9 protein-coding genes and 1 tRNA gene are annotated in these 13,511 nt (G+C 69.7%); 4 read left to right on the forward strand and 6 right to left on the reverse strand.

Annotated features, from left to right (window positions below; all coding sequences use genetic code 11):
- Nucleotides 1-4 precede the first annotated feature (4 nt).
- Entirely contained in the window at nt 5-2,314 is a 2,310-nt protein-coding gene (locus tag HZ992_RS16825) for an NADP-dependent malic enzyme (RefSeq protein WP_209382981.1), read from the forward strand.
- A gap of 514 nt (nt 2,315-2,828) precedes the next feature.
- On the opposite strand, the gene HZ992_RS16830 is transcribed toward HZ992_RS16825, so the two are convergent.
- The 5 genes from HZ992_RS16830 to HZ992_RS16850 form a co-directional block, all read right to left on the reverse strand.
- Nucleotides 2,829-4,862, reverse strand: a complete 2,034-nt coding sequence (locus HZ992_RS16830; RefSeq protein WP_209382982.1) for a sensor domain-containing diguanylate cyclase — start codon at nt 4,860-4,862, stop codon at nt 2,829-2,831.
- A 98-nt stretch (nt 4,863-4,960) separates the two neighbouring features.
- On the reverse strand, nt 4,961-5,608 hold the full coding sequence (locus HZ992_RS16835) for a DUF502 domain-containing protein (RefSeq protein WP_209382983.1): 648 nt from the start codon (nt 5,606-5,608) through the stop codon (nt 4,961-4,963).
- Nucleotides 5,605-6,810, reverse strand: a complete 1,206-nt coding sequence (gene pcaD / locus HZ992_RS16840; RefSeq protein ID WP_209382984.1) for a bifunctional 4-carboxymuconolactone decarboxylase/3-oxoadipate enol-lactonase PcaCD — start codon at nt 6,808-6,810, stop codon at nt 5,605-5,607. Before pcaD ends, HZ992_RS16835 begins: the two co-directional genes overlap by 4 nt.
- Nucleotides 6,797-7,567, reverse strand: coding sequence for a SapC family protein (locus HZ992_RS16845; RefSeq protein WP_209382985.1), 771 nt, complete (start codon nt 7,565-7,567; stop codon nt 6,797-6,799). The genes pcaD and HZ992_RS16845 overlap by 14 nt, the downstream gene beginning before the upstream one ends.
- Nucleotides 7,564-8,880: a hemolysin family protein gene (locus HZ992_RS16850; RefSeq protein WP_209382986.1), complete on the reverse strand. Its 1,317-nt coding sequence runs from the start codon at nt 8,878-8,880 to the stop codon at nt 7,564-7,566. The genes HZ992_RS16845 and HZ992_RS16850 overlap by 4 nt, the downstream gene beginning before the upstream one ends.
- A gap of 48 nt (nt 8,881-8,928) precedes the next feature.
- On the opposite strand from HZ992_RS16850, the gene HZ992_RS16855 reads away from it, so the two are divergent.
- The 3 genes from HZ992_RS16855 to HZ992_RS16865 all read left to right on the forward strand — a co-directional run bounded on the left by HZ992_RS16855 (nt 8,929) and on the right by HZ992_RS16865 (nt 10,949).
- On the forward strand, nt 8,929-9,750 hold the full coding sequence (locus tag HZ992_RS16855) for a symmetrical bis(5'-nucleosyl)-tetraphosphatase (protein ID WP_209382987.1): 822 nt from the start codon (nt 8,929-8,931) through the stop codon (nt 9,748-9,750).
- 38 nt (nt 9,751-9,788) lie between these two features.
- A tRNA-Ser gene (locus tag HZ992_RS16860) sits at nt 9,789-9,876 on the forward strand.
- Nucleotides 9,877-10,022: 146 nt separating this feature from the next.
- On the forward strand, nt 10,023-10,949 hold the full coding sequence (locus HZ992_RS16865; protein WP_209382988.1) for a tripartite tricarboxylate transporter substrate-binding protein: 927 nt from the start codon (nt 10,023-10,025) through the stop codon (nt 10,947-10,949).
- A 3-nt stretch (nt 10,950-10,952) separates the two neighbouring features.
- Here the strand turns inward: HZ992_RS16865 and HZ992_RS16870 are convergent, their stop codons facing one another.
- Nucleotides 10,953-13,475, reverse strand: coding sequence for a PAS domain-containing hybrid sensor histidine kinase/response regulator (locus HZ992_RS16870; RefSeq protein ID WP_209382989.1), 2,523 nt, complete (start codon nt 13,473-13,475; stop codon nt 10,953-10,955).
- Nucleotides 13,476-13,511: the final 36 nt, after the last annotated feature.

Genomic DNA, 13,511 nt, shown 5'->3' on the forward strand with positions numbered 1-13,511 from the left:
GAGCATGGAAAAGAACAACGCCCCGCTGTCGCCCGCCGAGCAGGCGCTGCGCGACGCCGCGCTGGAGTACCACCGCACGCCGGTGCGCGGCAAGATCTCGGTGACGCCGACCAAGCCGCTGTCCAACCAGCGCGACCTGTCGCTCGCCTACTCGCCCGGCGTGGCCTATGCCTGCCTGGCCATCGAGCAGGACCCGTCGCTCGCTTTCGAGTACACCTCCCGCGGCAATCTGGTCGGCGTGGTCACCAACGGCACGGCCGTGCTGGGCCTGGGCGACATCGGCCCGCTGGCCGGCAAGCCGGTGATGGAGGGCAAGGGCTGCCTGTTCCAGAAGTTCGCCGGCATCGACGTGTTCGACATCGAGCTCGCCGAGAAGGACCCGGAGAAGCTGGTCGAGATCATCGCCGCGCTCGAGCCCACGCTGGGTGGCGTGAACCTGGAAGACATCAAGGCGCCGGAGTGCTTCTACATCGAGAAGAAGCTGCGCGAGCGGATGAAGATCCCCGTCTTCCACGACGACCAGCACGGCACCGCGATCATCTCGGCCGCCGCCGTCATCAACGGGCTGGAACTGGTGGGCAAGAAGATCGGCGAGGTGAAGCTCGCGGTGTCGGGCGCCGGCGCCGCGGCCATCGCCTGCCTGGACCTGCTCGTCGAGCTCGGCATCAAGCGCGAGAACGTCTTCGTGTGCGACTCCAAGGGCGTGATCCACGATCGCCGCGAAGACAAGCTCGACGAGTCGAAGAAGCGCTACCAGCAGAAGACCGCCGCGCGCACTCTGGCCGACGTGATGGTCAACGCCGACGTGGTACTCGGCTGCTCGGCCGCCGGCGCCATCACGGCCGACATGGTCAAGGTGATGGCGCCACGGCCCATCATCCTGGCGCTGGCCAACCCCGAGCCCGAGATCCGCCCCGAGCTGGCCAAGGCGGCGCGGCCCGACTGCATCATCGCCACCGGCCGCTCCGACTACCCGAACCAGGTCAACAACGTCCTGTGCTTCCCGTACATCTTCCGCGGCGCGCTGGACTGCGGCGCCAGCCGCATCACCGAGGCCATGAAGGTGGCCTGCGTGCGCGAGATCGCCGAACTCGCCAAGGCCGAGATCAGCGCCGAGGTGGCCTCGGCCTATGCCGGCCGCGAGCTGCGTTTCGGCTCCGACTACATCATCCCCACGCCGTTCGACTCGCGGCTGATCCTGCGCATCGCGCCGGCGGTGGCCAAGGCCGCCGCCGAGTCCGGCGTGGCGACGCGGCCGATCGCCGACCTCGAGGCCTACCGGCAGTCGCTGACCCGCTTCGTCACCCACACCGGCATGTTCATGCGCCCGGTGTTCGCCGCCGCGCGCGCCGAGCCCAAGCGCGTGGCCTATGCCGAGGGTGAAGACGAGCGTGTGCTTCGCGCCGTGCAGATCGCGTTGGACGAGAAGCTCGTCAAGCCCATCCTGATCGGCCGGCCGGCGGTGATTGCCGCGCGCATCGAGCGCGCCGGGCTGCGGCTGGCCGCGGGACGGGACTTCGAGGTGGTGAACCCGGAAGACGACGTGCGCTTCCGGCAGTACTGGGAGACCTACCACCACCTGAACGCGCGCAACGGCGTGACGCCCGACGTGGCCAAGGCCAGCGTGCGGCGCTCCAACACCATCATCGGATCGCTGATGCTGCACCTGGGCGACGCCGACGCGATGCTGTGCGGCCTGGTGGGCCGCTTCGACAACCACTTCGAGCATGTCAAGGAGGTCATCGGCGCGGCGCCCGGGGCGCGCTGCTACGCCACCATGAACGCGCTGATGCTGGACAAGCACACCTTGTTCATCGCCGACACCTTCGTCAACGACGACCCCGATGCCGAGCAGCTGGCCGACATCGCCGTGATGGCCGCTGACGAGGTGCGCCGCTTCGGCATCCCGCCCAAGGTGGCCTTCGTGTCGCATTCGATGTACGGCAGCAGCAAGCGCGCCTCGGCCGTGAAGATGCGCGCGGCGCGCGACCTCTTCGTGCAGCGCCGCCCCGACGTGCCGGCCGACGGCGAACTGCAGGGAGACGCCGTGTTCAGCGAGGAACTGCGCGATTCGATCCTGCCCGACGCCACGCTGAGAGGAGCGGCCAACGTGCTGATCCTGCCCAACCTCGACGCCGCCAACATCCTCTTCAACGTGCTGAAGATCACCGGTGGCAAGGGCGTCACGGTGGGCCCGGTGCTGCTGGGCGTGAAGTCACCGGTGCACATCCTTACGCCGGCGGCCACGGTGCGCCGCGTCGTGAACATGACGGCGCTGGCGGTGGCCGATGCGCTCGGGCGCAGCCGCGCCTGAGCCTGCGAAACGGGGCGCCTCTGGGGTTGCCCAGGGCAGGCAGCTCGCGGCCCTTTGCGGTCTTCGGGGGTCTGCTTTGCGTGCGACGGGCATGGTCGCAGGTCGACGGCGGTACCCGCGTTCTCCGGCCCACGCTCGCGGGCGGCCACTGCGTGCCGCAACCGCGGCCGCATCAACACCTGGTTTGCCATGCCCTCGCCAGGGCAACCGCGAATGGGGCCTGCGCCCGCGGGCACCACCGCCGCCCTGCCGGCATCAGCGGTGGCCTGCCGTCATGAGGGCCTCAGTGCTTGTGGGGCAGGTGGTTCGGGTGTGCGATCGCAGGCCCCATTCGCGGTCGCCCAGGCGGTGGCAGGACGAAGTTGGTGTTGAGGAGGCATGCGAGGCGAGTCTCGGTGGTCGCCCGCGAGCGTGGGCCGGAGAGCGCATACCCGGACCGCCTGCCCGCGCGCCCATCATTGCGGACCTTCGTGAATGTCTGCAACGGGCCGCAAGCAGCCTCCAGAGGCAGCGCTCAGGCCACGGTTGAATCGCCCGCCACCACGCGCAACATGGGGCGGTGCGCCTGCACCGCGCCACGCCCGGCCGCCTTGGCGGCGTAGCAGGCTGCATCGGCCTGCGCCAACCAGTCCTCGACACTGAGCGTCTCGGCGCTCAGCGAGGCCACACCCAGGCTCGCGCCGACACGCAGCGTGTGGCGATCCCAGGGCAGTTCGATCTCGGTGATGGCGCGGCGCACGTTCTCGGCAATGCGCAGTGCCGTCTCGTGCGTGCATCGCTCCAGCAGCAGCGCGAACTCGTCGCCGCCCAGGCGCACCACCAGGTCGCTGGCGCGCACCCGTGCCGCAATGGCCGCGGCCACGGCCTTGAGCATGGCGTCACCGGCGGCGTGGCCGGCGCGATCGTTGATCGGCTTGAAGTGGTCGAGGTCGATCATCACCACCTCGGCCGGCAGCGAGCGCGGCCGCGACTCCAGCACGCGCGCCAGGCGATGCGCGAGCACCTTGCGGTTGGACAGGCCGGTCAGCGCATCGTGCGTGGCCGACCACTCCAGCTGCTCGCGGGCGGCCACCTGCTCGGTGATGTCGACGACCGACCAGATCGTGCCGGCGCCGTGGTCCGTCTCGTCCACCGGGCGGCCACGCAGTTCGGCCCAGAAGCTGCTGCCATCGGCACGCAGCATCTGCCATTCGCCGACATAGGCACGGCCGGCGCGGAAGGCCTCGACCGCCTGAGGCCCGAGCGCGAAGAAGTCCTCGTTGGAGGCGTACACGATCTGCGTGGGCTGGCCCAGCAGCTCCTGTTCGGAACGCCCGAACAGGCGGCACAGCTCGGCGCTGACCAGCTCGAATCTGTTGGAACGCGTGAAGGCGATGCCGGTGGGCGCAGCGTTCATCACCGACGAGAGCTTCTTCAGCACCTGCGCGTTGAACGACTCCAGCTGCGCGCGCTCGGCGCCGACGTGGCGCAGCACGCGCGACAGCCGTTCGATCTCGCCGCTGGCACGCGGCCAGCCTTCGTGCACTTCCTGGGTGCCGTCGAACAGGTGCTGCGCGCGGTGGGCGAGCTGGGCCAGCGGCCGCAGCAGCCACCAGATCATGCCCAGCATGGCCAGCGACAGAAGCGCCACCAGGGCGGCAGCCCAGCCCAGCGCCTGCCGCCGCGCAGCGTGCAGCGGCGCGAGCAGCTCTCGCTCGGGCATCGAGTGCCAGACCATCCAGTCCGGCCCGGCCACACCCGCCGCACTGACCAGTTCGCCCGGCTGCGGCAGTGTCAGCCCACCCGGCTCGACCGAGCCGCCGCTGGCCAGCCAGTGCGCGAAGGCTTCGGCCATGCGCGGCTCGCTCGCCAGCGACTGCAGCGGCACGCGGCCGGGCGGGTGCGACAGCATCCGCCCGCGCGAATCGGTGACCAGCGTGAGCGCCGTCGGGTCGCCGTCACCGGTGTTGGCGCCGTCCTCGAGCAGCCCGTGCTCGGCCAGCTGCAGCGTGCCGGCCAGCACGCCGAACACCGCGCCGGAGGCGTCCATCAGCGGATGCGTGAACACGATCACCGGGGCGGCCGAGATCCGGCTGGTCAGCGGCTCAGAGATCAGCGGCCGGCGTTCCTGAACGGTGCGCCGGAAATAGTCGCGGTCGGACACGTCGAGGTTCGGCACGCGCACGCCCTGGCTGTCAGCGTAGGCGCGAATGCTTCCATCGGCCGAGGTGATGAACACCTCGGTGAACAGGCCGCGCAGCAGCGGCTTGTTGTCCAGCAGGTTCTGCAGGCGGGCGTTGTCCACGAGCATGGCCGCGTCGAACTGGCCCGCGCTGGCACGCAGGGCACGCTGGCGCTCGACCACCCGCTGCGACAGTTGCGAGGCGGTGTTGACCACCTCCGCCAGTTCGCGGTCGCGCTGGTTGGCCAGCGTGTCGCGTTCGGCCTGGCGTACCAGCATCACCGCGGTGAGCAACACGCCCAGCGCCATTGCCGCGACCGCCGAGAGCATGACGCGCAGCTTGATCGAGCCCAGCGCGAAGCCGACGCGGCGGCGCCAGCGGCTCATCGCCACCCCCCGAAGGGAGCGGCCACGGCGGGGCGGCATGGGCAGAGGTCCATGGCACGGTATCGGGCGAAGCCGTGCCGGACTTGAGGCTCAGCCCGTCATTTCTTGGCGCCGATGTGCTGGTGCGAGGTGATGCCCATCGAGACGTAGATGCTGGTCAGCCCTTCCATGCCCACGTCGGCCGGAGTCACCCAGTCGACCGGCACGTAGAGCAAGCCGCCGCCGATGGGCACCGGCGCGGTGGGCACCAGTACCGCCAGGTAGTCCCGGTCGCCCAGGCGCACCGGCTCCGGCGTGGACAGCAGGCCCAGCGCCGCCACGCCGCCCACGCCGCCGAAATGCAGCCAGACGGCGCTCATCGACTTCAGCTTCGACTCGTCACGCTGGCCGAACAGCTCGACGAACTTCTTCACCATGTCGTAGACGCTGCGCACCACCGGAATGCGCTGCACGATGCTGTCGGTGACCGCCCCCAGCGCCGCGCGCATCCGCGTCTGCACCAGCAGGCCGAGCAGGAAGATCGCCAACATCACCGCGAGCACGCCGATGGCGTAGCCGACCACCTCGGAGCCGGTAATGCCCAGGCCGATGCGCACCAGCATCCCGCCCACCAGGCTCTGCGGGCCGATGTACTCGACCACCAGTCGGGCGCCCCACACGAAGATGAGGATCGTGGCCGCCAGCGGCAGCGCGGCCAGCGCGCCGGTGACGAACACGTTGAGCAGGTGGCGGCCGGTGCGCCTCATGGGCAGCGCGCTCCGATGAAGCCGCGCACCGCATCCAGGAAGGCCTGCGGCTGCTCGAGCACGCTGATGTGCGCGCTGTCCAGCACCGTGAGCTGCGCGCCGGCGATGCGGGCGGCCATGGCTTCAGACATCGCCGGCGGTGCGCCGGCGTCCTGCGCGCCGGCGATCACCAGCGTGGGCGCGCGCACGGCGGCCAGGCGATCGAGCCAGTCGACCGACTGCACGGCGCGGCCACAGGCGATGTAGCCGGCCGCCGGCGTGCGCAGCAGCACCTGCCGCGTGCGCTCGACCACCTCGGGCTGCGCGGCGCGGAAGCCCGGCGTGAACCAGCGCTCCATGGTGCCCTCGGCAATCGTGGCCAGGCCACCCTGCTCGATGGCAGCGATGCGCTGATCCCACATCGCGCGCGCCTCGGCGGGGTAGCGCGCGCTGCTGTTGGCAATGACCAGGCCGCTCAGCAGCTCCGGGTGGCGAACGGCGAGGCCCTGCCCCACCATGCCGCCCATCGACAGGCCGATGAAGACCACCGGCCCGCGGCCCCATTCGAGGATCAGGCGCGCCGCGTCGTCGACCAGGTCGTCCTGCGCGTACGGCCCCGCCGGCACCGCCGAGCCACCGTGGCCGCGGTGGTCGTAGCGCAGCACCTCGTGCTGCTCGCCCAGGGCGGCAGCCAGCTCGTCCCACAGGTGCAGGTCGGCGCCGAGTGCGTGGCTCAGCACCACCGGCGTGCCCTGGCCCTGCAGCGCCACCTTGAGCTGCGGCGTGCTGAAGGTGTGGTGGATCGCCGCGCGCACGCCGGCCGTCAGCGGCGCCGGCGGCGGCAGCAGGCCCTCGTCGCGCAGGATCTTCGAGGTGATCTTGAACGCCGTGTTGGCCGCCGGCACGCCGCAGTAGATGGCGCCCTGCATCAGCGTCTCGCGGATCTTCTCCAGCGGCACGCCGGCGCGCACGGTGGCCTTACAGTGCAGCTCGAACTCCTCCCAGCGCGCCGCGGCCATCGTCATGCCCAGCACGAGCAGGCGGCGCGTCACCACATCCAGCCCCGGGCGGCCCCAGATGTCGAGCCAGGCATGGCGCGTCACCAGGTCCTGGAAGTCGGCATTGAACTGCGTCGTGCCGCCCAGCGACTGGTCGACCCACTCGTCGCCCAGCACCGCGCGGCGGTTCAACACGCCGCGCTCGAAGTCGTCACTGCGGTCCATCGGAAGCTCCTCGTCGTTTCAGTTCGCGCCGCGCCTTGCGCTCGATCAGCGCCGGCATGTTCGCCAGCGAGGCGATGTGCAGATTCATCAGCATCAGCATGCCGTTGCGGTGCAGTTCCAGGACCGCCGGATCGGGCAATGCGCGCAGCTTCTCTTCGTCGATGAGCTTGAAGCCCTCGACGGTGAGCTTCTGCCCGTCGGGCAGCGTGGCATCGGCCTGCATCGGCCGCAGCAGATCCAATGCGACCAGCTGCGCGCAGAACTGCCGCGTGCGCAGCGCCTCGGCCTCGAAGCGCTCGAGCAGCGCCAGGCGCTGCTGCAGCGCCGGTGCCGGCCAGCCCTGCGCATCGAAGAGCGCCTCGCCCACGGTCGGCGACAGGCCGCTCCAGGCGGTGTCGATCATCACGCCCGGCGCGGCATCGTCGGCGCTGCGGCCGGTCAGGAAGGGGTAGCGGCGGATGAAGGCCGGCACGTAGCGCGCCAGCCAGCGGGTGCCGTCGACATACAGGTTCTCGCCCTGCGCGAGGCCGAGCAGCGCGATCGGCGACACGGTGGCGCGGCCCGCCGCGTCGCGCTCGCCCGAGTGCACGAACAGCACCGGGAATTCCAGTGCCGCTTCGGGCAGCTCGGTGGCGGCGAGGTACACCGCATGCATGTGACGCGTGATCGACCAGTCCTGCAGCGCCGAGATCCTCAGCGCACCGTGGCGTTGCGGGTCGAGCAGTTCCGGCGCGCGGTACAGCGCCGAGTGGATCACGCGCCGTTTCCTTCGGTCTCTTCAGGCCGCGGCTCGAGCGCGCTGACCAGCACCTTGTCGACACGCTTGCCGTCGAGATCGACCACCTCGAAGCGCCAGCCCTCCCACTCGACCGAGTCGGCGGTGGCAGGCAGGCGGCCGAGCAGCAGCATGATCATGCCGGCCAGTGTGTTGTAGCGGCCGCGGTCTTCCTCGGGTAGCTCCTTCAGCTCGAGCCGGTCCTTCAGCTCGGGCACCGGGATCAGGCCGTCGAACAGCCAGCTGCCGTCGTCGCGCCGCACCGCCCAGGAGTCTTCCGACGTCGGCGTGGTGAACTCGCCGGTGATCGCCTCCAGCACGTCGAGCACGGTGATCATGCCCTGCACCTCGCCGTACTCGTCGACCACGAAGACGAGCTGCGTGGCCGAGGCCTTGAAGTGCTCGAGCAGCTCCATGCCCGAGAGCGTCTCGGGCACGAACACCGGCGGCTCCAGGCCGTCGGCCAGCGACAGCTCCAGGCCCTGCATGCTCTGCTGCAGCAGCCGCTGCGCGGTGATCACGCCCTGCACGTCCTCCAGCCCGCCGCGGCATACCGGGTAGCGCGAATGTTCAGCATCGCCGATCAGCGCGAGCAGCTCGTCGCGCGTGGCGGCCACGTCGATCCAGACGATCTCGGCGCGCGGAATCATCATCGAGCCCACCTGCCGGTCGTCGAGGCGGAACACGTTGCGCACCATCTGGTGCTCCTGCTCCTCGATCACGCCGGCGTCCACGCCCTCGACGAGGCTGGCAGCGATCTCCTCTTCCGTGACGCTGCGGTCGGGCCCGCCGCGGATGCCCATCAGGCGCAGCGTGCCCTCGGTGAAGAAGGACAGCAGCTTGACGAAGGGCCGCGTGCCGATCGACAGCCACTCCATCGGCCGCGACACCAGGCGCGCCACCGACTCCGGGTACATCTGGCCCAGCCGCTTGGGCACCAGCTCGCCGAAGATGATGGTCAGGAAGGTGATGACCACCACCACCATCGCGGTGGCGGTGATGTCGGCGGCGCGGTCGTGGATCTCGAAGGTCTCGTGCAGCCACTTCGCGAACGGCGCCGAGAAGGCGGCGTCGCCGACGATGCCGTTGAGCACGCCGATCGAGGTGATGCCGATCTGCACCACCGACAGGAACTTGGTCGGGTCGTCGTGCAGCTCCATGGCGCACTTGGCGCCGGCATCACCGGTCTCGACCATCACCTGCAGCCGCGCCTTGCGGCTGGCGGTCAACGCCATCTCCGACATGGCGAACAGGGCGTTGAGCAGGATCAGGAAGACGAGTAGGGCAACGTCCATGCAGGGCGCGCGACAGGGCGAGGAGCGGGAGCGTAGCAGAATCGCGCGATGCATTACCTCGTCGGAGACCTGCAGGGCTGTTGCGATGCCTTCGAGCGCCTGCTCGCGCACATCGGCTTCTCGCCCTCGCGCGACCGCCTCACTGTGCTGGGCGACCTGGTCAACCGCGGGCCGCGGTCGCTGGCCACGCTGCGCCGCCTGCGCAGCCTGGGCGACGCCGCCACCTGCCTGCTCGGCAACCACGACCTGCACCTGCTCGCCGTGGCCTGCGGCGGCCGCAAGGCGCACCGCAGCGACACGATCGCCGAGGTGCTGGAGTCGCCCGAGCGCGAACACTGGCTGGCCTGGCTGCGCGGCCAGCGCATGGCGGTGGTCGAGGAAGGCTGGCTGTGCGTGCACGCCGGCGTCGTGCCGCAGTGGGACCTGGCCGAGACGCTGGCGCGCGCCGCCGAGGTGGAGGCGATGCTGCGCAGCGAAGCGCTCGACGACTTCCTGCACGTGATGTATGCCGACGAGCCGCTGCGCTGGAACCCGAAGCTGCGCGGCGACGAGCGGCTGCGTTTCATCATCAACGTGCTCACGCGCATCCGCTTCACCGATGCGCAGGGCCGGCTCGAACTGAAGACCAAGGACAGCGCCGGCGGCGCGCCCGAGGGCTATCGGCCCTGGTTCGAGGTGCCGGGGCGGCGCACCGAAGGCGTGCCGATCGCCTTCGGCCACTGGTCGACGCTGGGCTTGATCGAGCGGCCCGACCTGCTCTCGCTGGACACCGGCTGCGTGTGGGGCGGCCGGCTCACCGCCGTGCGCGTGGACGGCGGCCGGCGCGAGGTGATGCAGGTCGAGTGCGATCAGGCGCAGCGGCCCGGTTGAGTCTTGCGCACACCCCGGCCGATACAATCGGCGCCACTGGAAGCGTGGCAGAGTGGTCGATTGCACCGGTCTTGAAAACCGGCGGCTCGCAAGGGCCCGTGAGTTCGAATCTCACCGCTTCCGCCAGGCGCGGCGCTTCGGCGCGTTTGCCCAGCTGGCTGCAGAAGGGGAAGACCGCAGCGGCGTGGCAAACTCGACGCATGGTCGACACTTCTGGGACGCACGGCCTGCGTCGGCGTCGGGTCTTGGCAGCTTCGGCCATGGGAGCCCTCTTGGCTGCAGCGAAGGCCGCCCCACCCAGGGGTGCCCTGAGAATCGTCACCGGCTTTCCCGCCGGTGGGGGTGCGGACGTTGTCGCCCGCTTGCTGGGCGAACAGTTGCGCACCCTCCTCGGCATTGGCGTGGTGGTAGAGAACATGCCGGGCGCCGGCTCTCGCGTTGCCCTCGAACACGTGCGCACCGCTGCGGCCGACGGCAGCATCGTCCTGCTGGCGCCCGACGCGACCATGTTTCTGTACCCGCACATCTTCAAGTCGCTTCGGTACGAGCCCGTCAGCGACTTCAAGCCCATTGCCAGACTCGTGAGTCTGCCGCTGGCCATGTTCATCGGCCCGATGGTTCCTGCAGGGGTTGCGACCGTCGCCGACTACATCGACTGGGCCAGGGCCAATGCGAGCCGCTGGATCTATGGCACGTCCGCACCCGGAGCAACGCCGCACTTCGCCGGCATGATGTTCGGCCGCGCAGCGGGGCTTTCCCTGACACCGATCCACTACCAGGGCGGCGCGCCGGGCATCCAGGATCTGGCAGGCGGACACCTGCCGGCGTTCTTCGGGTCGGTTGCCGACGGCCTGGGGTTGCTGGCCGCTGGCAGGATCCGTGTCCTGGCCACGACGGCGCCACGCCGCGTGGCGGTCTTGCCGAACACGCCCAGCTTCAATGAACTTGGCTATCGTGAGCTGATCGTCGAGGACGGGCTCGGCGTCCACGCGCCGAGCGGGCTGCCAGTCGACGTCGGCGCCAGACTGAGCGCCGCCCTGCTCAAGTCCATGCAGGCACCGGCCCTGAAAACCGCCTTGCTCAATCGGGGCTTCGAGGCCGCGCCGGAAGGGCCGAGTGACTTCGCGGATCGCCTGCAACGCGAGCGAGCCCGCTGGGGCCAGATCGTGCAGGCCACCGGATTCGTCGCCGTCGAGTGACGCTCAGCCGCCGGCTGATCGTGCGGCGGGCCCCAGCGCGGCCGAGAGCAGGCGAACCAGCTCCAGCAACTCCCGATCGAGCGACTGGCCTCGTGGCCGCAGCGACTCGATCTCGACACTGGCGTCCAGATCGACCATCAGTTGTGCTGCCAGTTCGGTCAGACGCAAGGCGCCGATGGCGCCGCAGGCGCCCACCAGCGAATGCGCGGCCTGGCGCCACATCGTGCGGTCGTGCGTAGCCAGGGCCGCTGTCAGGCTGCGGTCGCCGCTTCGGTAGTGTTCGGCAAAGCAGCGCAGGACGCGCTCGAGCGTCGCCGGGTTGCCGCCCACGTTCCGAAGGGCCCGATCCAGGTTGAAGCCCGGTATGTCGACCAGGCGCGCCTGCAGCGAGGCATCCGTCGAGGCGGGGCCGGCTCCGGCCAGCACAGCCTGCCCACCCGGCATGGGCAGCCAGCGCAGCAGCGTCGCGTACAGATGGCGCGGATCCACGGGCTTGGCCACGTGGTCGTTCATCCCCGCAGCCAGGCAAGCTTCGCGGTCCTCGCCGAAGGCGTTCGCCGTCATCGCAACGATCGCGGTGCCTGGGCCGGCCCGCCGCCGGATGCGGCGCGTCGCTTCGAGCCCGTCGCAAACGGGCATCTGCACGTCCATGAGAACGATGTCGTACGGTCGGGAAAGCGCGAGGGCGACGGCCCGCTCGCCGTCTTCGGCCACCTCGACCACGAGGCCGGCGCTGCGCAGGAGCTCTTCCGCCACTTCGCGGTTGACCGGGTTGTCCTCGGCCAGCAAGACCTTCTGCCCGGCGTGCAGGGACTGCAGCCGCTGCAATGCCGCCTCGCTGCCACTGTCCGGCTCGCCTGCCACCGCCGCGAAGGCCTGAGGCCGCAGCACGCGCACGAGCGCATCGTGCATCGCCGAAGGCGTGATGGGCTTGATCAACACGGCATCGCAGCCGACGGCTCGAGCCAGCTGTTGCACCTGCGGCTCGTTGAAGGCAGTGACGAGAATGCTGGGCGGCATGCCGTGGCCAAGCAGCGCGCGCATCGAACGCAGGGTCTCGATGCCATCGAGCTGCGGCATCTTCCAGTCGACCAGGACCACGTCGTACGGCCGGGCCGCAGCGGCTTCGGCAAGAAGTCGCTCGAGCGCCTGGGTGCCGCCGGCTTGAGCTTCGACCTGCATGCCCAGCATCACGAGCCGGTCCACCATCGCGGCGCGCGCCTCGGGCAGGTCGTCGACCACCATGGCGCGCAGTCCTGCCAGCGGAATGGGGGCAGCGCGGTCGCTGGCCTCGGCAGCACGACCCAGATGTGCCGTGAACCAGAAGGTGCTGCCTCGTCCGGGCTCGCTTTGCACGCCCGACTCGCCGCCCATGAGGCTCGCGATATGGCGGGTCAGCGCGAGCCCCAGGCCCGTACCGCCGTGGCGACGCGATGCAGAACTGTCCACCTGCTGGAAAGGCGCAAACAGTTCGGCCTGGCGTGCCGCGTCGATGCCCGGCCCGGTGTCCTGCACCTCGAAACGCACCCGGAAGCCGCGGGCGTCCTCTTCCAACAGCAAGCCGTGCAGCCGCACCCAGCCACTGTCGGTGAACTTCACGGCATTGGCCAGCAGGTTGATCAGGGCCTGCGACAACCGGGTGGCATCGCCATGCAGATACGAAGGCAGGTGGTCGGCGTCAAGGACCAGTTCCAGCCCTTTGTCGTTTGCCATGCCACTGACCATCTGGAACGCGCTGGTCAGCACCTCGTCGAGCGAGAAGTCGGATTCGGCGAGCACCATCTTGCCGGCCTCGATCTTGGACAGGTCGAGGATGTCGTTGATGATGTGCAGAAGGTGCTTGGCAGCGCCGTCGATCTTTTCCAGCCGGTCTCGCTGCTGCGCATCGCGGGTGTCGCGCAAGAGCAGGTGCGTGAGGCCAATGATGGCGTTCATCGGCGTGCGGATCTCGTGGCTCATGTTGGCCAGAAAGGCACTCTTGGACTGGCTCGCTTGGTCAGCAAGCTCGGCCCGCGTCGCCAGCCTCGAATTCGCATCCGCGAGTTCGGCAGTCCTCTGCTGGACGAGCACTTCCAGACCGGCTTGCGAACGGCGAAGTTGCTCCTCGGCTTCGCGGCGCGCGGTGATGTCCAGGTGAAGCCCGACGACACCCACTGGCGTGCCATCGGTCGCATCGACACGCACTCCCGTCGACTCGGCCCAGAACGTGCTGCCATCCTTGCGCCGGTAGCGCACCTCGAAGATCGCCGAGTGCCCCTCGCGCGCCTGCTCGAAGCGCTGCGTGCCGATGTTGGCGAAGTCGGCCTGATCGGCGTACAGAAAGCTCGGGTCGCGGCCAATGACCTCGCCGGCTTCATACCCGAACATGCTGGTGAAGGCTCGGTTGACAGCGGCGATGCGGCGCTGTGGGTTCATCAGCACGATGCCGTGTGGCATTCGCTCGAAGAGCGTCGTGAAGGCTTCGGCGGCTTCCCAGGACTTCATCGTGGCAGCGAACGCACAGTGGCGCAGGTCGGACACGTCCATGATCGCCGAGCGCTCCGGCACTGGCAAGAGCGCCAA

Source organism: Rhizobacter sp. AJA081-3 (assembly GCF_017795745.1).
Classification (GTDB): domain Bacteria; phylum Pseudomonadota; class Gammaproteobacteria; order Burkholderiales; family Burkholderiaceae_C; genus Piscinibacter.